The sequence below is a fragment of the Agarivorans sp. DSG3-1 genome (assembly GCF_046774965.1).
Classification (GTDB): domain Bacteria; phylum Pseudomonadota; class Gammaproteobacteria; order Enterobacterales; family Celerinatantimonadaceae; genus Agarivorans.
On sequence record NZ_CP177241.1, the window covers coordinates 4,188,420 to 4,213,071 of the forward strand.

Annotated in this window: 22 protein-coding genes; 2 read left to right on the top strand and 20 right to left on the bottom strand. The window is 44.5% G+C overall.

Translation table 11 applies throughout. From position 1 onward, the window contains the following. Positions 1-9 precede the first annotated feature (9 nt). From fliR to gyrA, 20 genes are all read right to left on the bottom strand, one after another. The gene (gene fliR / locus ACLD71_RS19435; protein ID WP_411991716.1) at positions 10-789 is read right to left on the bottom strand and encodes a flagellar biosynthetic protein FliR; all 780 of its coding nucleotides are present in this window, start codon (positions 787-789) and stop codon (positions 10-12) included. Continuing rightward, positions 789-1,058 (bottom strand): flagellar biosynthetic protein FliQ, encoded by a 270-nt coding sequence (locus ACLD71_RS19440; protein WP_303514280.1) that lies wholly within the window; start codon positions 1,056-1,058, stop codon positions 789-791. The genes fliR and ACLD71_RS19440 overlap by 1 nt, the downstream gene beginning before the upstream one ends. A gap of 16 nt (positions 1,059-1,074) precedes the next feature. After that, positions 1,075-1,818 (bottom strand): flagellar type III secretion system pore protein FliP, encoded by a 744-nt coding sequence (gene fliP / locus ACLD71_RS19445; RefSeq protein WP_137671398.1) that lies wholly within the window; start codon positions 1,816-1,818, stop codon positions 1,075-1,077. Beyond that, positions 1,808-2,212: a flagellar biosynthetic protein FliO gene (gene fliO / locus ACLD71_RS19450; RefSeq protein ID WP_411991717.1), complete on the bottom strand. Its 405-nt coding sequence runs from the start codon at positions 2,210-2,212 to the stop codon at positions 1,808-1,810. The genes fliP and fliO overlap by 11 nt, the downstream gene beginning before the upstream one ends. After that, the gene (gene fliN / locus ACLD71_RS19455; RefSeq protein ID WP_137671400.1) at positions 2,212-2,583 is read right to left on the bottom strand and encodes a flagellar motor switch protein FliN; all 372 of its coding nucleotides are present in this window, start codon (positions 2,581-2,583) and stop codon (positions 2,212-2,214) included. Before fliN ends, fliO begins: the two co-directional genes overlap by 1 nt. Before the next feature lie 18 nt (positions 2,584-2,601). Next, on the bottom strand, positions 2,602-3,630 hold the full coding sequence (gene fliM, locus ACLD71_RS19460) for a flagellar motor switch protein FliM (protein ID WP_137671401.1): 1,029 nt from the start codon (positions 3,628-3,630) through the stop codon (positions 2,602-2,604). Positions 3,631-3,639: 9 nt separating this feature from the next. Then, positions 3,640-4,146 (bottom strand): flagellar basal body-associated protein FliL, encoded by a 507-nt coding sequence (fliL, locus tag ACLD71_RS19465; protein ID WP_137671402.1) that lies wholly within the window; start codon positions 4,144-4,146, stop codon positions 3,640-3,642. An 83-nt stretch (positions 4,147-4,229) separates the two neighbouring features. Next, positions 4,230-6,263, bottom strand: coding sequence for a flagellar hook-length control protein FliK (locus ACLD71_RS19470; protein WP_411991718.1), 2,034 nt, complete (start codon positions 6,261-6,263; stop codon positions 4,230-4,232). A 114-nt stretch (positions 6,264-6,377) separates the two neighbouring features. Next, a complete protein-coding gene (gene fliJ / locus ACLD71_RS19475; RefSeq protein ID WP_161985056.1) occupies positions 6,378-6,818 on the bottom strand; it encodes a flagellar export protein FliJ in 441 nt (146 codons plus the stop codon). Positions 6,819-6,851: 33 nt separating this feature from the next. After that, positions 6,852-8,198, bottom strand: a complete 1,347-nt coding sequence (gene fliI / locus ACLD71_RS19480; RefSeq protein ID WP_411991719.1) for a flagellar protein export ATPase FliI — start codon at positions 8,196-8,198, stop codon at positions 6,852-6,854. After that, a complete protein-coding gene (locus tag ACLD71_RS19485; RefSeq protein WP_411991720.1) occupies positions 8,176-9,471 on the bottom strand; it encodes a FliH/SctL family protein in 1,296 nt (431 codons plus the stop codon). Before ACLD71_RS19485 ends, fliI begins: the two co-directional genes overlap by 23 nt. 2 nt (positions 9,472-9,473) lie before the next feature. After that, the gene (gene fliG, locus ACLD71_RS19490) at positions 9,474-10,508 is read right to left on the bottom strand and encodes a flagellar motor switch protein FliG (RefSeq protein WP_137671407.1); all 1,035 of its coding nucleotides are present in this window, start codon (positions 10,506-10,508) and stop codon (positions 9,474-9,476) included. Beyond that, the gene (gene fliF / locus ACLD71_RS19495) at positions 10,498-12,192 is read right to left on the bottom strand and encodes a flagellar basal-body MS-ring/collar protein FliF (protein WP_161985057.1); all 1,695 of its coding nucleotides are present in this window, start codon (positions 12,190-12,192) and stop codon (positions 10,498-10,500) included. Before fliF ends, fliG begins: the two co-directional genes overlap by 11 nt. A gap of 42 nt (positions 12,193-12,234) precedes the next feature. Next, complete coding sequence (gene fliE, locus ACLD71_RS19500) at positions 12,235-12,579, bottom strand: flagellar hook-basal body complex protein FliE (RefSeq protein ID WP_137671409.1); 345 nt, start codon at positions 12,577-12,579, stop codon at positions 12,235-12,237. Positions 12,580-12,650: 71 nt separating this feature from the next. Next, positions 12,651-14,837 (bottom strand): putative bifunctional diguanylate cyclase/phosphodiesterase, encoded by a 2,187-nt coding sequence (locus ACLD71_RS19505; protein ID WP_411991721.1) that lies wholly within the window; start codon positions 14,835-14,837, stop codon positions 12,651-12,653. Between the two features lie 253 nt (positions 14,838-15,090). Continuing rightward, positions 15,091-16,317 (bottom strand): EAL and HDOD domain-containing protein, encoded by a 1,227-nt coding sequence (locus ACLD71_RS19510; RefSeq protein ID WP_137671411.1) that lies wholly within the window; start codon positions 16,315-16,317, stop codon positions 15,091-15,093. Positions 16,318-16,471: 154 nt separating this feature from the next. Continuing rightward, on the bottom strand, positions 16,472-17,752 hold the full coding sequence (gene aroA / locus ACLD71_RS19515) for a 3-phosphoshikimate 1-carboxyvinyltransferase (protein WP_411991722.1): 1,281 nt from the start codon (positions 17,750-17,752) through the stop codon (positions 16,472-16,474). A 16-nt stretch (positions 17,753-17,768) separates the two neighbouring features. After that, on the bottom strand, positions 17,769-18,878 hold the full coding sequence (gene hisC, locus ACLD71_RS19520; protein WP_411991723.1) for a histidinol-phosphate transaminase: 1,110 nt from the start codon (positions 18,876-18,878) through the stop codon (positions 17,769-17,771). 9 nt (positions 18,879-18,887) lie between these two features. Next, positions 18,888-19,976 (bottom strand): 3-phosphoserine/phosphohydroxythreonine transaminase, encoded by a 1,089-nt coding sequence (serC, locus tag ACLD71_RS19525; RefSeq protein ID WP_411991724.1) that lies wholly within the window; start codon positions 19,974-19,976, stop codon positions 18,888-18,890. 108 nt (positions 19,977-20,084) lie between these two features. Beyond that, positions 20,085-22,796, bottom strand: coding sequence for a DNA topoisomerase (ATP-hydrolyzing) subunit A (gyrA, locus tag ACLD71_RS19530; protein ID WP_235836128.1), 2,712 nt, complete (start codon positions 22,794-22,796; stop codon positions 20,085-20,087). Positions 22,797-23,001: 205 nt separating this feature from the next. Between gyrA and ubiG the strand changes: the two genes are divergently transcribed. Together ubiG and ACLD71_RS19540 are read left to right on the top strand one after the other, a co-directional pair. After that, positions 23,002-23,733, top strand: coding sequence for a bifunctional 2-polyprenyl-6-hydroxyphenol methylase/3-demethylubiquinol 3-O-methyltransferase UbiG (ubiG, locus tag ACLD71_RS19535; protein WP_137671415.1), 732 nt, complete (start codon positions 23,002-23,004; stop codon positions 23,731-23,733). Continuing rightward, positions 23,726-24,403 carry an HAD family hydrolase gene (locus tag ACLD71_RS19540; RefSeq protein ID WP_411991725.1) on the top strand — a complete coding sequence of 226 codons (678 nt, stop codon included), beginning with the start codon at positions 23,726-23,728 and terminating at the stop codon, positions 24,401-24,403. The genes ubiG and ACLD71_RS19540 overlap by 8 nt, the downstream gene beginning before the upstream one ends. Positions 24,404-24,652 lie beyond the last annotated feature (249 nt).

The following is a 24,652-nucleotide window of genomic DNA, read 5'->3' on the forward strand; positions in this document are numbered from 1 at the left end:
GACCTTAGGTTAACAACCTATGCGCAATAGAGCACATGCTGTACTGCGACCAACCTCCCACTGACGTTCAAAGTGCGCTAAGAACCCACCAATAGTGAGCCAAAGAATAAATAAACCAAACAACATACTTACCGCAAAGCCAATACTAAAAATATTCAGTTGGGGTGCAGCCCGGGTCATAACACCAAAAGAAAAATTCACAAGTAACATGGCCACAACAGACGAAATAGACAAGGCAAGCGCGGCCAGAAAAAGCTGAGAGTACCAACCAGCAAGGTGTTGATAATCAATAGTGCCTAAACCGCTCATACCGATGGGAATCGTTTCGAAACTCATTGCGATTAAGGTAATGAGCTGCAGATGCCCGTCAATGGCCAAAAACAGTAATGTTGCCAACAACAAATAGAATTGACCAACAACAGGAGTACTTTGGCCATTATTCGGGTCTACCATAGAGGCAAAACCCAAGCTGGTTTGCATCGCAATAATTTGTCCGCCAACCACAAACGTTTGCATTAATAGCTGAGAAATAAATCCGATCGCTACACCAATTAATACTTGCTGAAGAATCACGATAATAGCTTGAAAGGAGAAGACTTCGATACCTTGAACGTCTGGTAACACCGGCACTAATGCAAAAGTAATCGCCAAAGCTAACATTAAGCGAACTCGAGTAGGAACCGATTTGCCACCAAAACTCGCCAATACCATTAACATTGCAGCTACACGGGTTAAGGCCCAAAGATATTGGCCAATCCACGCCATAATTAGGTCGGAGGGAAACTCCACTAACCAACAACCTGAGGGATCATATCAACCATAGTGAAGAACAGCTCCATCAGCTTTCCGGTAAACCAATGGCCAGCAATCATTAGCGAAGCAAGTGTGACTAACAAACGAGGCAAAAAACTTAAGGTTTGTTCATTAATCGAAGTGGCGGCTTGGAAAATAGCCACAATGAGCCCCACCAGCAAACTTGGGATAATCGCAGCAGACACTAAGATAACCACTTGCCCTAATGCCAGACGAAATACATCTACAAAGACTTCCGGTTCCATCTATGGCTCCTTTTGTCTATACGCCAAAACTGTTTGCAAGGGTGCCCATCACTAGGCTCCAGCCATCAACCAATACAAACAACATTAGTTTGAAGGGCAGCGATACAATCATTGGGGACAGCATCATCATACCCATGGCCATTAAAATACTGGCCACCACTAAATCAATCACCAAAAATGGTATGAATAACATAAAACCAATTTGGAAGGCTGTTTTTAGTTCGGAAGTAATAAATGCAGGAATAAGCACATTAAACGGTACTTCTTCTGGAGAGCCTACTTCGACCTTGGCAATCTTTACAAAGGTTTCTAGATCGGTAAGGCGTGTTTGCGCTAGCATGAATTCTTTAAGCGGTTCTTTTGCGCGCTCAAACGCTTGCATAGAAGTAAGCTCTTCACTCAAATACGGCTGCACCGCTTGCTGGTTCACTTCTTCTATCACTGGCGACATAATAAAAAAAGTTAAAAACAAAGCGATACCAATAATGACTTGGTTAGACGGGCTTTGCTGTAAACCCATGGCCTGACGCAAAATTGACATCACCACCACGATTCGAGTGAACGACGTCATCATAATGACCATCGCTGGCAGAAAAGACAGCGCGGTCATCAAGGCTAAGACTTGTAGAGTAACAGAATACTCTTGACCACCATCGGGGTTGGTGGTCATCGTTATGGCAGGTAGTATACCTTCTTGAGCAAAGCTAGGTGCAACAAACGCAAAGCACAATAATAAACCGTAAAACAGCTTACTTTTCATTTTTCGACAATATCCCTTGCAGCTGTTTAGCAAAATGGCCACTCATTTTATTCGGTTTCGCTTCCAGTGGTTGTTCCAACTTATCTAATAGGTTTATTGACTGGGAGGTGACCCCCAGCAAATATTGTTGCTCACCTATTTCTACCACCATGATGCGCTCACGAGTGCCCAGTGCCAAATTAGTGATAACTTTAGACTGGCCGCCAGCAAATTGATTTAGTCGGGTTTTCTTAAGCACCCAGGCACAAACCAAAATAGTCACCAACACTACAGCTAAAGACATTATCCAAGAGAGCAATTCAACTTGAGAGCTGGGCGCCACGTTAATTTCTTGCTCTGCAGCCGCAGGCAAGGCAACACATAGACCAAGTAATAAGCCGAGTGAACTGCGCATTATTTGAGCTTTTTAATGCGTTCCGTCTGACTGATTACATCAGTCAGACGAATACCAAACTTGTCGTTCACTACTACTACTTCGCCATGGGCTATCAAGGTACCGTTTACCAGCACATCTAAAGGTTCGCCTGCTACGCGGTCTAGTTCAACTACCGAGCCTTGGTTAAGCTGTAGTAAGTTACGAATACTAATATTACTACGGCCAACTTCCATTGAAATGGTAACCGGAATATCCATTATTGAATCAAGCTTACGTTGTTGCTCTTCGCTAATCGGTTGCGATTCATCAACAAACTCTTCTAACGGTGCAGGCTCTACTTCAGCCATAGCTGCAGCCCACTCATCCGCCATATCGTCTTGATCACTCATATTTTTTCCTTATTCATCTTACTCGTCGTCTGCAGAAGATTGACGGCGGCTTACCACCATTTCTAGGTCAGTTTTGACCGTGTCAGGACGCTCTAACACTGAATCAACTTTAAGCGCCATGTGTTCATTACGCTGGCCTAACTTAACACGGTAACTAGGCAAATCTTCTACGAACAACATCGCGGTTTCTGGCATTTCGACAGGAATAACATCGCCGGTTTTCAGCTCCATCAGCTGCCTTAATGTCACATCAGTTTCTAATAACTTAGTATGTAAACCAACCGGGACATCCATTATTTCGTCGCTAAGTGCTGAGCTCCAACGTTGATCGGTATCTTGTTTATCGCTCTGAACACCCGCATCTAGTAGTTCACGAATAGGCTCCAACATGGAATAAGGCATAGCAATGTGAAAATCACCACCGCCACCATCTAATTCAATATGGAAAGAGCTCACCACGATCACTTCAGTAGGGCTCACAATGTTAGCCATGGCGGGATTCACTTCTGAATCGAGGTAGTCAAACCCAACATCCATAACCGGTGCCCACGCTTCAACGTAATCTTCAAAGATGATTTTTAACAACATTTGAATGATACGACGTTCGGTAGGAGTAAATTCTCGACCTTCAATTTTTGCATGGTAACGGCCATCACCACCAAAAAAGTTCTCAACTAAAATGAAAACCAGTCGCGCTTCCATGGTCACCAAGGCGGTGCCTTTGAGTGGACGAAAACGAACCATGTTTAAACTGGTAGGTACGAACAAAGTATGCACGTACTCGCCAAACTTAATCATTTGTACGCCATTAATCGATACTTCAGCGGTACGGCGCATCATGTTGAACAAACTAATGCGCATGTGCCGTGCGAAACGTTCATTAACCAACTCAAGGGTTGGCATGCGACCACGAACAATTCGGTCTTGAGAAGAAAAGTCAAACTCCACCACACTGCCCGACATCTCGGGCTCAATGATGTCTTCTTCTATATCATCAACACCATGTAGCAGCGCATCAATTTCGTCTTGGCTTAATAAATCGCTCACATTGTTCCTTTATTGCATCACAAAGCCGGTAAACAATATTTTTTCTACCACAACTTTACCGGTAATTTCTTTTAATGCTTTTTGTGTTTCGATTAGCGAGTTTTCACGTAGGCTATCTTTGCCTTCTTGAGTAGACATGTCTTCAACGCTAGCGGAGCTAAATACGTTAAGTAAAGTGCCTTCAATCAAAGGAATATGTAGCTTCGCATCAGCTTCATTGGCAGTACCACGCACCAATAATTGTACTTTGATTTGTACCAAACGATCTCTGTGGTCACCCACAATATTGAAGACAAATGGTCGCGGCATCCCCACGTATAATGCTTCATGAGTAACGCTAGCAGTCACTTCTTCAGTGGGGGTTGCAGCTGCAGGAGCTTCATCTTCACCGCCCATCAACAAAAAGCCGACAACACCGCCAATAACTAATACCGCGACACCGGCAATAATGATGATCAGCTTCTTCTTACTGCCACCTTCATCATCTTCTACTTTTAATTCTGATTCTTCAGCCATTTATGCTTCCATGAACTTTTTGCTAAACTGATTTCATTATTACACAGTTAAGAGGCGCTTCAACAGCGCCTTTAGCAAATAAACTAGGCGTAAAAGTCTATACCATCGCTGTTTGCTTGGTTTGCCACCAAGGCGCTCAAGTCTTGCTCACCGGCGTCGTCAATATTGTCAATATTTCCAGCAAGTCCACTTCCCGCGCTTTGACCTTGACCATGCTGCGAAGCATTGCCTTGATTTTGCTGATTCACCTGGCTTTGTCCTAATTCTATACCCTGCTGCTGTAACATTTCGCGTAAACGCGGCATGGTTTGTTCTAAGGCTTCACGAGCTTGAGGGTTTTGAACTTGAATTTGTACCGATACCTGTTGTTCTTGGTTCATCTGCAAGCGAATATGCATACTGCCCAACTCTGCAGGATCTAAACGGATTTCAGCTTTTTGCATACCTTGGCTTAACATGTATTGAACCCGCTGATTTAGTTCGGCAGGCGCTTGATAATGAGCCGGATTGAATCGCTCGTTTTGTTGAACTTGTTTATCGTTTATCTGATTTGCTTGCTGCGCTTGTTTTAACGCAACATCGCTATTTGCCTGCTCCGCGCGAGCGACTACATCAGCGCCAGAGGCTGAGCGATAGATACTGTGATGTTCTTGCGGTTTAGGGGCCTCAGTTTGATTTAGCGCTACATGCTGTTGAGTTTGACTATGTTGCTGCTCTTTTTGCTCACCGCTAGTATCTTTACTAGTGCTATCTGCGCTCGCTGCGATGGTCGCAACAGCTAACTTATCAGTAGTTGGAGAAGCATCTGTACTGCTGGCTTTAGGGGTCAACAAATTTGACTGAGTAGAAGCAAGCGGAGGTTTAGTCTCGCTATGTTTGGCATCAACATTAAGGTTTGTTTCAGCCATTTTTCCAGCATCTGCATTTTGCACCACTTTCGTGTCGTTGGCCGTTTGCTGAATAACCACTTGCTCTGAAGATGAAACTTTAGCGGCTTGTTTAGCTCGCGCATCAACTTGAGTGTTTAGTGGCTCACCTTTATTAGTATCTGAGTTTATCTGCGCTGCTTTATCTTGTTTACTGTCTACCCCAGCATTAGCCTGTTTTAGCGTATCAGCCTCTTTACCACTGGCGGATTTAAGCGGTTCGCTTTCAACTTTATTCTGTAGCGTTTTATCAGTATCTTTAACTACCGCACCGCTAACAAAAGCAGTGGTTTTGTTTAATTCTTTTTCGGTAGCTTTTTGTTGTTCGACTTGGTTAGCCGAAACGCCAAGTTTTGCAGATTTATCTAACTCGCCTTCAGTGCCTTTAATCGCTTTACTCCCACTAACTTCTGCAGCGCCTGTGTCTGTAATACTTTTCGCGTTAGCGGCTTCACTAAGCACTTTTGAGTCTGTTAGGTCTTTAGCACTTTGTGGGTTAGCTTTGTTGGTCTCTCCCTCTACACTGATTGTGCTGTCAGTTTTCGATGAAGAAACGCCAAGTTGATTGGAGCTTGTATTTGATGTTTTAGTTTCGCTACTCAGTATAGATGAGGCTTTTGTATCGTCTGCATCATCAGACGCAGCAGAGTTAAGCGGCAATTCACTGCCGCTTTGTTTATTTGCTGCTTGAGCTATATCAGGATCAGTTTCGCTTTTTCCAGCACTGTTTGCTTTAACTGCAGACTCTGGCTCTGGTTCAGCCTTACTGTTTAATCTTTCTTTGGTTTCTGAGTCCTGCGTTAATGAAGAACTGTCTGAAACTGTTTTTTCGGCAGAATCAGCTACAGCTTCATCTTCACTAACAAGGTCAATGGGAATAGCATTTTTAGCGGACTCAACATTACCCTTTTCAATATCGTCGGCCGCTTTTTTGGCCGTATCGAGTTGCTTAAGTAAGTCCCTAGGACTGGGCTCTGCGGGGCTATCCACAGCCTTTTTAGAATCAAACTCCGCACCTTTAGCATATTCTTTTTCTACAGCGGCTTTTACAGGGCTGTCGGCTTTAGGAAGTTGTTCTAATTCTTTAACTAATTTAGCAAAATCGTCACCCTTTTCAGAAGGGCTAAGAGTTGCACTTCCTAGTGATGATAACTGCTTGGCATTGCCTGCATCGTTTAACAGAAATTCCATATTGTTACTTGCCCTTACAATTAGTCTTTTCCAGCTTTAGGCTTATTTGCCCTAGGCTAACTAGCCATTAATCTTTCATTTCGAAAAAAACAAAGCATATTTTATGCCTAAGCGCTAGGCTTGGCCTCGAAGGTGAGAATATAACGCATATTCGTCAAGTAGCTTTTGTTCTTCGCGGTGCTGTTTTTGCTGCTGCTGTTTCACTTGTTTTTCAATCAGAAACTCCATAGCTTTTCGTTTAGCTTGTAGCTCTAACCACTGATTACGTTTGAGTAATACGTTTTTCTTTACTTGCTCAATACTTTTACCCTGCTGCACACTGGCTTGCTCAAGCTTTTGAATAAACAATTGGTATTGGTGAAAGCTATCTGCGTAAAAGCCATCTACGCCCTTTGCTAACGCTTGCTCAAGGTAAGAACGGCGATACTGCTCTAGGTGAGCCAACTGTGCTTCAAACTCGCTAAGCTGCTGCTGCGCTTCGGCCATATCTTTTACTGCGGCTTGCTCTTGCTCTTGCAAGCGCTCAACCATTAAATATAACGCTCGCCGTGCCATGAGCATCTCCTAAGTAGAGAACATCAAGGTAGTTTAACTGAGCGGACCTTGAGCATTAATATTAGCCATTTGCATGGTGCGCTCCATCCGCGTCAGACTTTCGTCATAAGCTACCACTTCTTTCATCTCTTGTTGCAAGAACTGATCCATATGTGGCTTCATGCCTATAGCTAAATCAATACGTTTGTCAGCACCGCGTTGGTAGGCACCAATAGCAATCAAGTCTTGGTTTTGCTGGTAGGAGGCATTTAAGGATTTAAGCTGGCGAGCAAGTTGCTGATGGCCATCGCTAGTTACCGCAGGCATCACTCGGCTAATGGATTTTTCAATGTCTACCGCTGGATAATGACCTGAGTCTGCCAGCTCGCGAGATAACACGATGTGTCCGTCAAGAATTGCACGGGCCGCATCGGCAATGGGGTCTTGCAAATCATCCCCCTCGGTAAGAACTGTGAAAAAGGCGGTAATCGAACCCTGCCCTTCCCCACCGTTTCCAGCACGTTCAACAAGGCGAGGTAATTTTGCAAACACTGAGGGCGGATAGCCCTTAGTAGCAGGTGGCTCGCCAATTGCTAAGGCAATCTCACGCTGCGCTTGAGCGTAACGCGTTAATGAATCCATAAGTAGCAGCACATTTAAGCCTTGGTCTCGAAAGTACTCGGCAATAGTTAAGGTAGTATCACAGCCTTTCAAACGCATTAGTGGAGAAGCATCGGCGGGGGCAGCCACAACTACGGCTCGCTTGCGGCCTTCTTCACCTAAAATATCGTCAATAAATTCTTTTACTTCTCGGCCACGTTCACCAATCAACCCCACCACTACTACATCTGCTGTAGTGCCACGAGTCATCATGCCCATTAATACACTTTTACCCACCCCTGAGCCGGCAAATAAGCCCATGCGCTGGCCCTGGCCTACAGTTAACACCGCATTAATCGAGCGAACCCCAACATCTAAAGGCTGTTTAATTGGTTTTCTTGCCATGGGATTAAGGCGAACAGAGCTTAAATTAGTGGTCTGTTTACAATGAATATCGCCCAGTCCGTCTAGCGGCTTACCCACACCGTCAATCACTCGTCCTAGCAGTTCCATACCCACCGGAATGCCATGATTCTCATGCATTGGGATCACGCGAGCGCCAGGTAATACACCGGTTAACTGCTCACTCGGCATTAAAAAAAGCTTGTCACCGGAAAAGCCAACAACTTCAGCTTCTAGAAATCCGTCGAGAGTTTCTACTGAGCATAAAGAGCCCACTGGTGCACGACACCCTACAGCTTCAAGCGTTAAGCCCACTACTCGAGTCAGCTTGCCCGCCACTGTTGGGTTATTACGCACATGCTCGGTGTTATAAGAACTAAGTCGTTGGCTCAGCGTCATCGTCTTGACCATTTTGGCGAATAAAAGACTGTAGGCTTTGTTTAATAACTTCGTTCATCTCAACTGAAACAGATGATAAATCATTCTCGATTAAACAATCACCTTGGGTAAGGCTGCCATCGGCTAGCAACTGCCACTTTTTCTTTTCTTGGGTTTCGGGAGGAAATATCTGCTCGATAATAGCCAAATCTACCGGGTGTAAATGAATACGAATATGTTGTTTTTGCAATGGTAGGGCCGCTACAGCCTGCTTTACTGTTTTAGCAATAACATTGGGATTGCTAACCAATTCAACCTGAACAATTTCAGCCGTCAACTTCATGGCTAAATCAACAATCTGCTGTTCAACTTCAGCATCAATTTGTCGATTAGGCTGGTGCAGCTGGTCAATCAAACTTCCCCATTGCGCACCCAAGGCATCAATTTGCTGCTGGCCTTCGGTTAGGCCTTGGCTAAGGCCTTCTTGTTGGCCTTGGGTTTTCCCTAAAGCTAAGCCTTCTTCTTGCCCACTAACCAAGCCTTCTTTATGACCCGCATCTTTGCCTTCAGCAAAGCCTTCTTCATAAGCTGACTGGCGAAGTGCTTCCAGCTCTTCAATGGTCATTGGCTCAAACTGAATTTCTGCTTCATCTTCTACCGGCTCTTCATTAAACCAAGCCGGTTTCATGTTTAATACATTGCTAACAGGCTCAGCGGTATCACGAGTCGTATCTTCAAACTCGGGCAGTGGCCAGGCAATATCTTCCACTACAGGGCTGTCGATTGCTTCTTCAGGCTCACTGCTTTGTTCAACGCCAGCAAGCAAGGCATCAATTGCAGCTTGTTCATCATTCTGTTCCTGTTGCTCTGAAGATTGCTCAACAGCCTCATTACTCGGCAATGCTTGAGCTTCGTCCAATAAAGCCGCGATATCATCATCGCCCATCACCGAATCAGTGTTTGCATCCGTAGCTGCTGGAGTCTGCTCTGCTGCGTGTTGAGATGTTTCATCCTCGTCTTGTTGCTGAAGCATCCCTTGGGTTTCTTCCAGCAACGCGGCGATGTCATCATCACCCATGATTGAGTCAGTGTTTGAATCTGCAGGTGCAGGTCTAGGAGCCTGCTCTGCTGCGTGTTGAGATGTTTCGTCCTCGTCTTGTTGCTGAGGCACACCTTGGGTTTCTTCCAGTAAAGCCGCGATATCATCACCCATTACTGAGTCAGCGCTGTTTTCGTCTGCTGCAGCGTTAACTTCTGTATCTTGTGGTTTAACGGGTTTATCTTGTTCGGTCATTTTTATAAGAACTCGTCGCCGCCACCACCGCCAATCATAATTTCACCGGCTTCGGAAAGTCGACGAGCAATAGATAGGATTTCTTTCTGAGCAGTTTCTACTTCGCTCACTTTAATTGGCCCCATCGCTTCTAAATCATCACGTAGCATTTCTGCGGCCCGTTTAGACATATTATTGAAGATTTTCTCTTTAAGTGTTTCATCAGCGCCTTTAAGCGCTTTTTGCAGTAACTCGCCGGGTACATCACGCAGCAATGTTTGAATACCTCGGTCGTCGATATCCACCAAGTTTTCGAATACAAACATAAGGTCTTGAATTTGTTGAGCCATTTCTTCGTCGCTTTCGCGAATAGAGTCCATCAACATACCTTCCATATTGGTATCTAGGAAGTTCATGATGTTGGCTGCCGCCTTCAGGCCGCCCATTTTGGCTGCTTGAGCACCGGCTTGACCAGCAAATTGTTTTTCCATAATTTCGTTCAATTCAGTTAATGCTGCAGGCTGCACTTCTTCTAAGTTGGCGATACGCATCATGAGGTCTAAGCGCACTTTGTCTTGGAACTGCGACATAATCTCGGCAGATTGCTCGGCTTCTAGGTAAGACAACACAATAGTTTGAATTTGTGGGTGCTCGTTTTGAATGATGTTAGCCACCTGGCGGGCATCCATCCATTTCAAGGAATCGAGGCCTTTAGCCCCACTGCCCATAATAATTTGGTCAACTAAGCTAGATGCTCTATCTTCACCCAGTGCTGCAGTTAGCGCTTTACGTACGAAGTCTTGACTACCAATACCAATATTGGTGTATTTTTGAATATCGTCGATAAACAAACGATGAACCGCTACCACTCGCTCGTGAGAAAAGTCTTCTAACGAGGCCATCGCCATACCCAAACGCTGAACCTGTTTAGGTTCAAGATGACGGAATATGGTCGCGGCGTCATCTTCGTTGAGGCTCAGCATTAAAATCGCTGCGCGCTCAATGCCGTTCATATCTCCCAGAACTTCTTCTGGGTTGATTTCATCTTCATTTGGCATCGTTAATTACCCAATCTTTAATTACCATGGCTGCAAGGTCTGGTTCGTTGGCGACTAGTGCTCGAACCGCTTTCAGCATGTCTTCATCTTTGTGTAAGTCTGGCAGTTTTAGCTGTCCATCGCGAATACCGAAATCGACCTCAGTATTGTCTGCCGATATTAGCTGTAAGTCATCATCATTTTCATAGGCCGCCAATGCAGCATCTAAGTCGGTCTCAGCATGTTCGCTGTCTTCACCGCTAGATAGGATGCGATTTAGCATTGGTCTTACTACTGCCACAATCAGCACAATCAAGACCAGTACACTACCCGCCATGCGCATGGCGCGCCAGAACCAAGCTTGCTCCCAAACAGGTAAATCAGCTTCGGTAAATATTTCTGGGCGAGAAAATGGCACACTCACCACTTCTAAAGTATCCCCTCGGCTTAAATTAAAACCGACACCACCTTGTAACAAACGTCGAATGCTGCCCATTTGCTCGGCAGACCGCGGTTCGCGGCTGGTTTCCCCAGAGTCAGAAACTTGACTATTGTAATCTAAAGCAACCGATACGCTTAAACGCCTTACTACACCCACTTGCGAGCGAGTATGACTAATGGTGGTATCTAGTTCGTAATTACGGGTTGATTCTTTATGACTACTACCGGATTGAGCTTGAGCATTAGCCCCACCCGCTTGCTCGGGAATTTCAGCAGGTAGCGGCGGCTGATTAGTCAATGCGCCAGGAATACCAATAGCGCCACCGCCAACATTATTATCTTCAATAGTGTATTCGCTACGAACTGCCGGTAAGTCTGGATTGAAACGCTTTTGAGTTTGCTCTACAGCAGTAAAATCTAAGGTTACGTCTACTTCAGCGGTGTAATTACCCACCCCAACAATTGGGATCATAATTGCGTCAATTTTGTCTTTGTATTCGCTCTCGCGTTTACGCTCCATTTCAAACTCTTTACGAGTGCGAGAAGACAGTGGGTCTTGGCTACCCGAGTTAAGTAAGCGACCATTTTGATCGGTGACCGTAACCCGGCTAGGAATCAAGCCTTGAACGGCTGAGGCTACAATATCTACGATGGAGTCAATTTCTTCTTGTTGTAAGCCATTCATACCGCGCAAATTCACCACAACAGTGGCTGATGGTTTCTGCTCGCGACGGGCAAATACGTTGCTTTTAGGAATAGCTAATAATACTTGGGCTTTGCTCACTGAGTTCATTTGCTCAATGGCGGTGGCTAATTGGCGCTCACGACTAAGCTTTAATCGCTCACCTTCAAGGCGTTGGCTTACTCCAAATCCCATGTCGTTAAGCAAAATTTGTTCGCCATCAGGAACCGACTCAGTTAATCCAGAACGACGAAGTTTGAGTTTGATGCTTTGATATTGCTCGGCATTAACTAATACCGTATTGCCTTCTATGGTGTAAGGGATTTTGGCTTGGTCAAGAAAGTCTAAGGTTTCAACCAGCTCAGGCGTATTCATGGTACCCAGCGGACGCATCTCTGGCTCTTTGGCCCACATTAATAAAAATACGGCCATGGCCAAGCAGATAGCTAAAGCCAAAATCATAATGACTTGGCGTAGCACGTCGCTGTTGCTCAAGAATGAAAGTGCAGAACTCTGTTGTTCTGTTGCTTCCAAGCTATCACCGTCGCTATCTGAACCTAGTAGTGCGGGTTCTTGACTCATTGCGTTACTTCCTTCGCTCGCCACAATATTTCCCTAGCCATGTTAAACAGGCATAGAACTAATTTGTTTGTATGCATCAACTAATTTATTTCTTACTTGTACGGTGGCATCAAACGCGATGCTAGATTTTTGTGCGGCAATCATTACATCACCAATACCTACGTTACGGTCGCCTAAATCAAAGCGAGTGCGTAAATCATTGGCATTAGACTGCAAGCCATTTACGTTATTAATTGCATCTTTCAACAAGCTACCAAAATCACTGTTTACTTTAGAAACGCCTAGCTGACCATTAGGTTGAGCAAAGTCTTGCCCAATGCCGCCGGTTTTCATTTCTCCAGCCATTGATTGCAGTTCGCTAAATAGGTTTGCTGAATCAACTCTCATGATTTCCCTCTACCGCCAGATAAATGGCATTGTTGTTAGTTATACAGGGAAAAGCAAAAGACGCGCCAAGATTAATTAACAACTAATCTTAAGTTCTCTTTTGATTGAGGTTTGGTTAGGTAGTTTTTAACAAAATCGTTTTGCGGAAGAGGTCTCGCAAAGAAGTAACCTTGTGCTTGTTCACAACCCATCACCGAGGCCAAATTGGCCTGAGCTTGGGTTTCGATACCTTCAATAAGCACTTGGTATTTCATGCTCCGGGCAATCATCACCATTGCTTTTACAATATGTTGATCGGATAAATTTTCTTCTAAGCCGCTAACAAAGGCGCGGTCAATTTTAAGAATGGTCACGGGCAGGTGTTTCAGATAAGCCATAGACGAATAGCCGGTACCAAAGTCATCAATTGCAATACCAAACCCTGCGTCACGCATTCTTTGAATACTGGCTTTAGCCTCAGTGGGCTGTTCCATCATTGCCGACTCTGTAATCTCAATACAAATACGCTGTGGATTAACTTGCCATTGGCTCGCATAATTAATCGCGATTTTCTCTGCATGACCTAAAGATACCGTAGTGGCAGAAAAGTTTACTGATAACTTGAAGCCTTCAGGTAGCTGGCTAGAAAAACGCGCCATAAAACGCATGGCATTTTGAAACACCCATTTATCAAGCTGCAATACTAAGCCAGTTTCCTCGGCCACGGGGACAAATTCATCTGGCGAAATAGCACCTTCTGGAGTAAACCATCGCAGCAATACTTCTGCGCCAATCATTTTATTGGTCTTTAAGCAAAATTGTGGCTGGAAGAATAAATCTAGTTCGTTGTTACCAATTGCTTTACGCAGTTTAGATTCAAGGGTTAGCTTAACTAAACCCGCTTGGCTTAAATCTGGTCGATAACGGCAAATGCTAACGCCGGTTTTCACTGCATGATTCAAAGCAGTAAAAGTATTGGCTAACAAGGTATCGCTGTGAAGCGCTTCTCGGCGAGGATGATAACTGCAATAACCCACATGACAACGAGTTAACAGTTGCAGTTGCTCTAGTCGCAACCAACCTCGACAGCTTTGCACGATTTGCTTGGCTATCTCGATCACTTCTTTGTCTTTATTCACATTTGGTACAACCACCACGAAATAGTGATGATACCAATAAGCAAGCTGGGCTTCTGGGTAGTGTTTACGCAGACTTTTTTGTACCCGCTTTGCGTAAGCTTCCTTTGTTACTTCGCCTAGACGTTGACCAAAGTTTTCAAACACTTCATTTTGCCTTGGGAAGTCAAACATCAATACCGACAAAGGTACTGCGTCATCTAACCAACTGGTGAGCAAGCGAGTAACATGGCGACGATTTGGCAAACCAGTCACTTCATCGTGGTTTTTCCAGTACTCTAGCTGTTCTCTTAATTGGGTAGATTTAAGATTGGCTTTAACAAATTTTTGTCTTAGTAATATAACGCTAATGCTGACCACAAATAGCGCCATCAGCAAACCGACGAACCACCAGTAAGAGATACTCGTTGCATCACCACTTTGAGCCGAGTAAGCCTGCCAACGTTGATAACTTTGCGCTAATTGAGCATCATCCATCGACAATAAGCCACGATTGAGTAATGCGACCAAAGGTTTCCAGTCGTCTCGAATAGCAAATTGATGCTCTAATGATTCATCTAATATAAAAGACTGTTGTAGATGCCAACGCGGCATACCGCGTAAGTGAGCAGCCACTTCATCGCTACCCGCCAGTAACGCCATAGTTTGTTGCTCTACTACTGAGCGAATTGCATCGGCGAGAGAGGCATAAATTAGCGGCTCTACTCCAGGGTAATTCTCCAATAAAACTTCCTGAGCGCTACTTCCTGCAACCACCGCAATAGACTTGCCGGTGAGCTGTTGCATATTCCTCAAGCGCGCTTGCTGTAAAGGATTAAACAGGGCTAAGGGCTGTTGCCAGCTTGGTACGGTGTAACTAACAAAAGGGCTGAGGCGACGGTGAGTACTAGCACTACTTAACATGTCTACTTGACCATGCTGTAAGGCCAAGATGGCTTCAGAAACACTAGAGAAAATTTGGTATTCAAGTTTTAAACGGGTTTGAAAGGCTAAACTATTGAGGGTATCAATGGCATAACCAGCAGGAGTGCCAGTATGGTCCACGTATTCCAAAGGCAGGCGATCAGCAACTACTGCCACCTTTATCTCTGGATTATCTTCGAGCCATTGATATTCACTCGCATTGACTATATAGGCATTCACGCCTAACGACCAACAACAACCTACCACTAGCAACGTTAAGTATCTAACGAGGCACAACCGCAAACTAATTAGCTCCTAAAACTCGCGCTATTGCCTTGGCATTCTTTGCGCCAAGTGCATTATTGCTAACAGCATACCAAAAACAACCAGAAAATATTTGATTCAAACGATACTAACTCGTTTAAAAGTCGCAGAAATGGGCAGTTAAGTCACAAATTCACATAAAGTTAATAAAACGCAGCATTAGCGCTATTTAACTAGGCTGAATAAGCGATTGATATTGCTCACTCCACAACATAGCTTGCAAATTAAGGTGTTCAATTTGCTTATAATCCATTCGTAATTGTGAGGCTAAGCGCTCAGTTTTATACCAGTGCCCTTCTTCATATGATTTAATAGTGAGCAACATGTAACGCAATAGCGACGGTTGCTCGCTACATAGCGCATCTCTAATGTCTTGTTCTAGGGGTAAACTGTAAAGCAATTCGCTTAATGGTTTGTCTAAAAGCGCATCAAGCAAGGAAAACAAACCGCATAAAAATGCAGCTTCTTGCATAGCTGGCGATTTATGCATAGCCACCAGTTCACAAAAGCGTGCTCGGTGTACCGACATACGCACTAGTTCACGCGGTTTATGGCTTACCGCCATCGCGCTGGCAAGCAAGGCGACTAGCTTTCTGAGTTGAGTATTACCAATGTAAACGACGGCTTGCTTAATCGATGCCATTTCTTCCACTATGGGTAAACTACCAGAGTTAACAAAGCGCAATAATTTGTAGCTAAGCCCTGTGTCACGCTCAAAATAACGCACCACTTCATTGATATTTACATCTTCGCGAGTGGCGGCATAAAACAAGCGAGAAATCATTAAATAGCTGGCATCGATGTCTTTTGACACATGCATTTCAGGGCGACAAAAATAATAACCTTGGAAAAAATTAAAGCCTAAATCTCGCGCTTGTTGGTATTCCTCTTGAGTCTCCACTTTCTCCGCTAACAGTTTAATTTTTTTGCGCGTTTTTAAGGCCTCAAATAATGTACTTAGTTGTTCCAAAGGCGTACGTTGAATATCCACCTTTATCAAGCGGACAAACTTAAGATAAGGTTCCCATTCAGCCTTATAAACAAAGTCGTCAAAGGCTAAGCGGTAGCCTCGATGAAACAGCGATTGGCAACGCTTATACAGTTTCTCACTGGGTTTGGCGGTTTCAAGAATTTCAATTACTACCTGCTTGCTAGGCAGTAACTTCACCATTTCTGAATGCAGACTTTCTTCAGGAAAGTTGATTAAAGCAGGTTTACCTTGAGTAATCGCATGCAAGCCATCATTAAGCTGAGTGCGAATAATTAGCTTAGACGTAGCCTCATGTGGATCGATATCAGGGTACACATTGTCGGGACCATCGCGAAACAATAGCTCATAAGCGACGACTCGCTGCTTGCGATCGAGGATCGCCTGCCGCGCAGTGTAAACATTCATAGTTTTAGTTACCGTTTTAGCCGCGTTTTAGTATTGGCTTTTCGCCTATTTATTTTTAGTCTCAGCAGTGCTTGAGATAAAACGCGGATGTAAAAAAAGAGTCACCTAAGTGACTCTTCAAGACTAACTAAGTTATGAAAAATTTTCGACTACTTTATTCGCTAAGTTGTTGCAAGCGCTCAAAATAATCAGGGAAAGTTTTAGAAGTGCATTTCGGGTCATTAATGGTTACAGCAGTATCGCTTAACGCCACCAATGAAAAACACATCGCCATGCGATGATCATCATAAGTATCAATGGCCGCATGGTTTAATTTAGCTGGAGGAGTCACTTCAATAAAGTCGTGACCTTCCACTACGGTTGCGCCCACTTTTTTAAGTTCAGCAGCCATTGCCGCTAAGCGGTCGGTCTCTTTTACTCGCCAGTTATATACGTTACGTATTGCAGTAGTGCCTTTAGCAAACAAAGCCGCCGTGGCAATGGTCATAGCCGCATCTGGAATGTGGTTCATGTCCAAATCAACAGCACTTAACTCACCACTACGAGCAATAATGTAATCATCGCCCCACTCTATATCGGCGCCCATTGCAGCTAATACGTCGGCAAACAATACGTCGCCTTGCATGGATTTTTTACCCACGCCTGTCACTTTCACTTCGCCACCTTTAATTGCACCAGCAGCTAAGAAGTAAGAAGCCGAAGAGGCGTCACCTTCAACCAGAAACTCGCCTGCACCCGTGTATGTTTGTTGGCCTTTAACCACAAAGCGCTGGTAGTTATCGTTTTCCACTTCAATGCCAAATGCCGACATCATCTTTAAGGTGATATCGATATAAGGTTTAGATACCAACTCTCCAACTATAGAGATCTCAATGTCTTGCTCGGCATAAGGTGCAGCCATTAGAAAAGCTGTTAAAAATTGGCTAGATACTGAGCCATCAACATCTACCTTGCCACCTTTAAGGCCTGTGCCTTTAATGTTTAGCGGCGGGTAGCCTTCGGTTTTTAAGTAAGTTACATCGGCGCCTACTTGGCGTAAAGCGTCAACGAGTGCGCCAATTGGGCGCTCTTCCATACGCGGCTCACCGGTTAAGGTAAATTCGCCTTGGCTCAAACATAAAGCTGCACATAAAGGGCGCATTGCAGTACCGGCATTACCCAAAAACAACTCTTCGGCTTGCTCTACTTTAAATGCTCGGCCTAAACCCGTTACGCGGCATCGGCTTCGGTCGTCTGACAATTGGTAGCTCACACCCAATGTTTTGAGCGCGTTGAGCATATGGCGAATATCATCACTATCAAGCAAATTGCTTAATACGGTTTCACCTTCAGCTAAGGCTGCGAGCAATAAAGCACGGTTAGATACGCTTTTTGAGCCTGGTAAGTTAATTTCACCATTAATGCGAGAGATAGGCTGTAGGGTTAATTGTTCCATGTTTCAAATTCTCTACTTATTTAGTGCCAATAAGCTGGCTTAATGCTTGGATAAAAGTGTGATTTTCTTGCTCTGTACCAATACTTACCCGTAAATAACCAGGCATTTGATAAGGACCTACTGGGCGCACAATAACACCTTTGTGTAACAACTGCTGGTATAGAGCCTCGGCATCGCCGCCCGGCGCTAAAAAGCTAATGAAGTTGCCTTTTGAGGGAATAAAACTTATTTCAGCCTCCTCAAAAAAAGCCTCTAGTGTCGCTAGGCCTTGTTGATTAAGCGCTACACTGTGTTGCAAATACTGTTGATCTTGTAATGCTGCCGCAGCCGCCACCAAACTTAAACTGTTTACGTTAAAAGGCTGGCGTAAGCGATTAAGTAAATCGGCGATTTCGGGATTTGAAATTGCGTAACCTACGCGCAAACCTGCTAAGCCGTATGCTTTAGAAAAGGTGCGAGTAATCACTAAGTTGGCAAACTCACTTAACCATTGTGTTGAAGGTGTTTGCTGGTCTTCGCTTAAGTACTCGTAATAAGCTTCATCCAATACCACCACTACATGCTCTGGTACTTTTTGCATAAAGCCATATAAGGCTTCACTACTCAAATAGGTACCCGTAGGGTTATTGGGATTGGCGATAAACACTAAGCGAGTGTTATCAGTAACCGCCTCTGCCATAGCATCTAAGTCATGGCCCCAATTTTTTGCCGGTACCACCACCGCTTTAGCGCCAATAGCCTGCGTAACAATGGGATACACCACAAAGGCATGTTGTGAAAATACCACTTCATGCTCAGGGCTAACAAATACTCTAGCGATAAGATCTAATACGTCGTTAGAGCCATTGCCCAAGGTAAACTGCTCTGGCGCTAATTGGTACTTACTCGCCAAGGCTTGCTTAAGGTAAAAACCATTTGAGTCAGGATAACGGGTTAACTCAGCAATCGCTTGCTCGATTGCTGCGCTAGCTTTGGGGCTCATACCCGTTGGGTTTTCATTAGACGCTAGTTTAACAATATTGCTAATGCCTAACTCGCGTTCAAGTTCATCGGTAGGTTTGCCTGCTTGGTAAGGTCGTAAGCCTTGAATACCCAGACTAGCTAAGGCATGAAAATCACAGCTCATATTACTTCCTTAACCGTTACGCTTAGCAAAGTCGCGCATAAAGCTCACTAGCGCTTGTACGCCTTCAATTGGCATAGCGTTATAAATGCTAGCGCGCATGCCGCCAACAATCCGATGACCTTTTAGCGTCACTAAACCCTCTGCTGCAGACTCAGATAAAAAAGCCGCATCCAAATCGCTATTGGCTAACTGAAAAGGAATATTCATTTTAGAGCGGTTTTCTGGCGCTACATTGTTTTGGTAAAAGTCACTACTATCAATAAATGAATAGAGTAACTCCGCTTTCGCCGCATTCTTTTCAGCCATTGCGCTTAAGCCGCCTTGAGATTTTAGCCACTTAAAGACTAAACCCGCTAAATACCAAGAATACGTTGGCGGCGTATTAAACATTGAATCACTACCCGCTAATAAGCTGTAGTTAAAAATGTTGGGGGTAAGCTGATGAGCTTTATCGAGTAAATCGTCACGAACGATAGCAATGGCTAAGCCTGATGGGCCGATATTTTTCTGCGCGCCCGCGTAAATAAGACCAAACTTACTTACATCGATAGGTTGCGATAAAATAGTAGATGAGAAGTCACCCACTAGCACCATATCACCTACCTCAGGAATCTCATCAATGGCAATGCCTTCAATGGTTTCATTTGGGCAATAATGCACATAAGCCGATTGCTCGTCGTATTGCCACTCTTTGCTTGGTTTAACCGCTACCTGCTCTTGAGCATTTGTGCTTATCGCATCAAATACTTTAGCTTCGGCGTGCTTTTCACCTTCTGCTACCGCGCCTTTCGACCACTGACCGGTACTAATAAAGCTAATTGACGTTTTGTCGCCGAGTAAGTTTAACGGTGCAGCAGCAAACTGTCCTCGACCGCCGCCTTGGCAAAACAATACTTTATAGTTATCAGGAATGTTTAATAGGTCTCGAAGATCTTGCTCAGCTTGTGCAGCCATAGCAATATATTCTTTGCCACGGTGACTCACTTCCATGACAGACACACCTAGCCCCTGCCAATTGCAAAATTCTGCCTGTGCTTGTTGCATTACTGCTTCAGGTAACATGGCTGGACCGGCACAAAAATTATAAATTTTATCCATGCTAAATCTCTTACTAATATGTTGTGTGCGACCACTCAAGTGGTTCGTATGCTGTTTTTAAACAAAAACGAGCGGCTAAAAGCCGCCCGTTGTTTTTATTATTTATGACTATTCTGGTTCGGGGTCACTGCTGGCAGTTTCATCACTGCTCGCGGCGGGCTCTTCACCAGTAGCTGGAGCCGCTACCTCGCCTTCGGGTATTTCACCTTCAGCGCTTTCATCAAACTCCGGTTCTTCTATCTCGTCAATACGCTGTAAACCGACTACTTTCTCATCTTCAGTAGTACGGATTAAGGTAACACCTTGCGTATTACGGCCCACCAGTGATACTTCATTAACGCGAGTACGAACTAGCGTACCGCCGTCGGTGATTAGCATCATTTCTTGGGCTTCAGTGACTTGTACCGCACCAACCACAAGGCCATTTCGGTCACTCACTTTAATAGACACTACGCCTTTTGTTGCGCGGCTCTTAGCAGGATATTCTTCAAGTTTAGTACGTTTACCGTAACCATTTTCGGTGGCGGTAAGAATATCACCGTCGCCGTTTGGCACAATTAACGACACCACTTTTTGGCCCGCATCTAAGGAGATACCACGAACACCCGCAGCAGTACGGCCCATTGGACGTAACGCTAGTAGCTCTTCACCGGTTTCTGGGTCTAACTTAACCGCGCCAGTTTCACTGTCACGTTGCTTCTCGTTGAAACGAACAACTTTACCCGCATCCGAGAACAACATGATTTCGTTATCACCACAGGTAATATCAACACCAATTAGCTTGTCATCGTCGTTCAAGTTAATCGCGCGAATACCGCTAGATAACGGACGTTTAAACGCAGTTAACGGCGTTTTCTTAACTGTACCGTTTGCTGTCGCAAACAAGATGAACTTGTCTTCTTCATACTCACGTACTGGTAGAATAGCGGTGATACGCTCATCCTCTGTTAACGGAAGTAGGTTAACAATTGGCTTACCACGTGCTTGACGACTGGCTAAAGGTAATTGATATACCTTCATCCAGTACACTTTACCCACCGTAGAGAAACACAGAACAGTATCGTGAGTGTTTGCTACTAATAGTTTTTCGATGAAGTCTTCATTCTTCATCTTAGTCGCGGCTTTACCTTTACCACCACGGCGCTGAGATTCGTACTCAGTCAATGGTTGGTACTTAACGTAGCCTTCGTGAGATAGCGTTACTACCACGTCTTCTTCGTTAATTAAGTCTTCAATCGACAAATCGGAGCTATTGGCTGAAATTTCAGTACGACGCTCATCACCAAATTGCTCACGCACTTCAATAAGTTCGTCGCGAATCACTTCCATCAAACGATCAGGGCTATTTAAAATGTGCAGTAATTCAGCGATAAGATCCAATAGGTCTTTGTATTCGCCAATAATTTTTTCATGTTCTAGACCCGTTAACTTATGTAAACGTAAATCTAGAATAGCTTGAGCCTGAATTGGTGTGATGAAGTATTGACCATCACGAATACCAAACTCAGCTTCTAACCAGTCTGGGCGAGCTGCGTCGTCACCCGAGCGCTCTAACATAGCCGCTACCGCGCCTAAGTCCCAACCTTTCGCAACTAAAGCCGCTTTAGCTTCTGCTGGCGTAGGAGATGTTTTGATTAGCTCAATAATTTCGTCGATGTTGGCTAGCGCAATAGCTAGGCCTTCAAGGATATGAGCACGGTCACGCGCTTTGCGTAATTCAAATACGGTACGACGTGTTACTACTTCACGGCGGTGACGAATGAAACACTCAATCATTTCTTGCAGGTTGAATATCTTAGGCTGGCCGTTATCTAGGGCCACCATATTCATACCAAAAGACACCTGCATTTGCGTTTGTGAATATAGGTTGTTAAGAACAACTTCACCCACTGCGTCACGCTTAAGCTCTACAACAATACGCATACCGTCTTTATCAGACTCATCACGCAGTGCAGAAATACCTTCAAGCTTCTTATCTTTTACTAGTTCAGCCATCTTCTCGATAAGGCGAGCTTTGTTCACTTGATAAGGGATCTCGTGAACAATAATGGTTTCTTTACCATTTTTATCGATAACCACTTCTGCTTTAGAGCGAATAGACACTTTACCGCGACCAGTGCGGTAAGCCTGAATGATTCCGGCACGGCCATTAATAATACCGGCGGTTGGGAAATCAGGTGCTGGAATAAACTCCATCAGCTCATCAATAGTGATGTCTGGGTTTTCGATCATTGCCAAACAACCATTAACCACTTCAGTTAAGTTGTGAGGCGGAATATTGGTTGCCATACCTACCGCAATACCAGAAGAACCGTTCACCAATAAGTTAGGTACACGGGTAGGTAAAACTGCAGGGATTTGCTCGGTACCATCATAGTTAGGTACAAAATCAACGGTTTCTTTTTCTAAATCAGCCAACAAAGAGTGGGCTAATTTATCCATACGAATTTCGGTATAACGCATGGCCGCCGCAGAATCGCCGTCCACCGAACCAAAGTTACCTTGACCGTCTACCAACATATAACGTAGCGAAAACGGCTGCGCCATGCGAACAATCGTATCGTAAACAGCACTGTCACCATGCGGGTGATATTTACCAATTACATCACCTACCACACGGGCAGATTTTTTATAAGGTTTATTCCAATCGTTGCCCAATACATTCATTGCGAATAGCACTCGGCGATGCACTGGTTTCAAACCATCACGTACATCTGGCAAGGCTCGGCCCACAATAACGCTCATGGCATAATCAAGGTAAGAGCTCTTTAACTCATCCTCAATATTGACCGGCGAAATCTGATTTGCTAGATCGCTCATAGACGACAAAATCCTTCGTTTTTATTGCTTTTTACAATTACTAAGCGTAATCGCAAACTTTACCATAAAATAGCGGCCTTAACAGGCTTGATGTCGCTCTTTTCAGTTAGAAAAATGAAAAAACTCAAGAATTGAACAAAAGCTAGTGACTGCATTGAACAAGTTCTTATAATGCCTACAAATACTGATGTGGATTGAACCTTAAATGGAACACGGTAAAAATAACCAAAACGTTGATCATCAAGAGATTGCTCATTTTGCAGGCTTAGCCTCGCGATGGTGGGATAAACAAGGTGAGTTCAAAACCTTGCACCAAATCAATCCACTGCGTCTTGACTATATCGAACGGGGTGCAGCCGGCTTATTTGGCAAGAACGTATTGGATGTAGGTTGTGGTGGCGGCATTTTGGCCGAAAGCATGGCTGTTCGAGGTGCTAAGGTTACAGCCATTGATATGGGCAAAGAGCAAATAGAAGTGGCCAAACTGCATGCTTTAGAAACGGGCAGCCAGTTAAGCTATTTACAAACCACAGCCGAAGCCCATGCCGAAGAACATCCAGCAGCTTATGATGTAGTCACTTGCATGGAGATGATTGAACACGTGCCCGACCCTGGTTCGGTGATTGCTGCTTGTGCTCAATTAGTGAAACCTGGCGGCAAGATTTTTGTGTCCACCATTAATCGTACCCCTAAAGCTTACTTGTACATGATTTTAGCCGCAGAGAAGCTACTCAAAATTGTTCCTAACGGCACCCATCAGCATGATAAGTTCATTCGCCCTTCAGAATTGTTAGCATGGGCTGACGACAATGCACTACGCAGTGAGGCCATTAGCGGCGTGCAGTTTTTCCCGGTGATTGAAAGCTTCCGCTTAAGTAACAATGTTGATGTTAACTATATGGTGCAACTGGCAAAGCCGGAGCTAAACAATGACTAAACAAGCGGCGGTATTATTCGATTTAGACGGTACCTTATTAGATACCGCTCCCGACTTAGGCGCAGCAGCTAACTATGTATTAGCCAAACACCAACGAGCTCCGCTTGGTATGGCGCAAGCACGCCAGTTAAGCTCTCACGGCGCTATAGGTTTGCTCAAAGCAGGTTTTGGTGAAACAGACTGGGCAAACCAGGCCCAAACTGAGTTACGCCAACAGCTGCTTGATTACTATCAACAGCACATTTGTGAAGGCACTGATTTCTTCTCAGGGATTAGGCAAGCTTTACAATGGCTGAATCAGCACTCGATTGCTTGGGGTGTGATTACCAATAAGCCTGAAGGACTAAGCAAACAACTACTTGCTCACTTCCCTGAGTTTGAACAATGCGCAGTATTAGTCGGTGGCGATACGATTGCCCAGCGTAAACCCGATCCTGAACCAATGCTGCTCGCCTGCGACACCATCAAGGTAGATCCTCTACATTGCCTATATGTGGGAGATGCCGAGCGCGATATCGCCGCAGGCAACAACACAAACATGACCACTTTGCTCGCCTTATGGGGTTACATTTCAGAGCAAGATAATATAGAGCTTTGGGCTGCAGATTTACACTGTGAAAAAAGTGAGCAACTCGAACAAACTATAAGCGACTGGCTGAGCGAATTGTAGGCAGCTTCAAGTTTTATAAAAATAAATTTTTTGAGTAAAATTTTACGAAAAAAAACTTGCATTAATGCCAGCTAGCCAGCTTATATAGATAGCTAGTTAGTGAGCACTAACATATGTGAGTTATCTGCAAGTTATACACAATTTCTTCTTTTCTGCTAGAGCTTGCGAAAAAGCCAAAACCTCATTATCTTGTACCCATAGATTTTAAAAACACTATATCTAGTGGCTAACCGTAAATAGCAGTACTAG

Bases quoted from the DNA above. Each gene is read 5' to 3' on its own strand.
- ACLD71_RS19440 (WP_303514280.1), bottom strand. From the start codon at position 1,058: ATGGAACCGGAAGTCTTTGTAGATGTATTTCGTCTGGCATTAGGGCAA.
- fliP (WP_137671398.1), bottom strand. From the start codon at position 1,818: ATGAAAAGTAAGCTGTTTTACGGTTTATTATTGTGCTTTGCGTTTGTT.
- fliO (WP_411991717.1), bottom strand. From the start codon at position 2,212: ATGCGCAGTTCACTCGGCTTATTACTTGGTCTATGTGTTGCCTTGCCT.
- fliN (WP_137671400.1), bottom strand. From the start codon at position 2,583: ATGAGTGATCAAGACGATATGGCGGATGAGTGGGCTGCAGCTATGGCT.
- fliL (WP_137671402.1), bottom strand. From the start codon at position 4,146: ATGGCTGAAGAATCAGAATTAAAAGTAGAAGATGATGAAGGTGGCAGT.
- ACLD71_RS19470 (WP_411991718.1), bottom strand. From the start codon at position 6,263: ATGGAATTTCTGTTAAACGATGCAGGCAATGCCAAGCAGTTATCATCA.
- fliJ (WP_161985056.1), bottom strand. From the start codon at position 6,818: ATGGCACGGCGAGCGTTATATTTAATGGTTGAGCGCTTGCAAGAGCAA.
- fliI (WP_411991719.1), bottom strand. From the start codon at position 8,198: ATGACGCTGAGCCAACGACTTAGTTCTTATAACACCGAGCATGTGCGT.
- ACLD71_RS19485 (WP_411991720.1), bottom strand. From the start codon at position 9,471: ATGACCGAACAAGATAAACCCGTTAAACCACAAGATACAGAAGTTAAC.
- fliG (WP_137671407.1), bottom strand. From the start codon at position 10,508: ATGCCAAATGAAGATGAAATCAACCCAGAAGAAGTTCTGGGAGATATG.
- fliF (WP_161985057.1), bottom strand. From the start codon at position 12,192: ATGAGTCAAGAACCCGCACTACTAGGTTCAGATAGCGACGGTGATAGC.
- fliE (WP_137671409.1), bottom strand. From the start codon at position 12,579: ATGAGAGTTGATTCAGCAAACCTATTTAGCGAACTGCAATCAATGGCT.
- ACLD71_RS19510 (WP_137671411.1), bottom strand. From the start codon at position 16,317: ATGAATGTTTACACTGCGCGGCAGGCGATCCTCGATCGCAAGCAGCGA.
- aroA (WP_411991722.1), bottom strand. From the start codon at position 17,752: ATGGAACAATTAACCCTACAGCCTATCTCTCGCATTAATGGTGAAATT.
- hisC (WP_411991723.1), bottom strand. From the start codon at position 18,878: ATGAGCTGTGATTTTCATGCCTTAGCTAGTCTGGGTATTCAAGGCTTA.
- serC (WP_411991724.1), bottom strand. From the start codon at position 19,976: ATGGATAAAATTTATAATTTTTGTGCCGGTCCAGCCATGTTACCTGAA.
- gyrA (WP_235836128.1), bottom strand. From the start codon at position 22,796: ATGAGCGATCTAGCAAATCAGATTTCGCCGGTCAATATTGAGGATGAG.
- ubiG (WP_137671415.1), top strand. From the start codon at position 23,002: ATGGAACACGGTAAAAATAACCAAAACGTTGATCATCAAGAGATTGCT.
- ACLD71_RS19540 (WP_411991725.1), top strand. From the start codon at position 23,726: ATGACTAAACAAGCGGCGGTATTATTCGATTTAGACGGTACCTTATTA.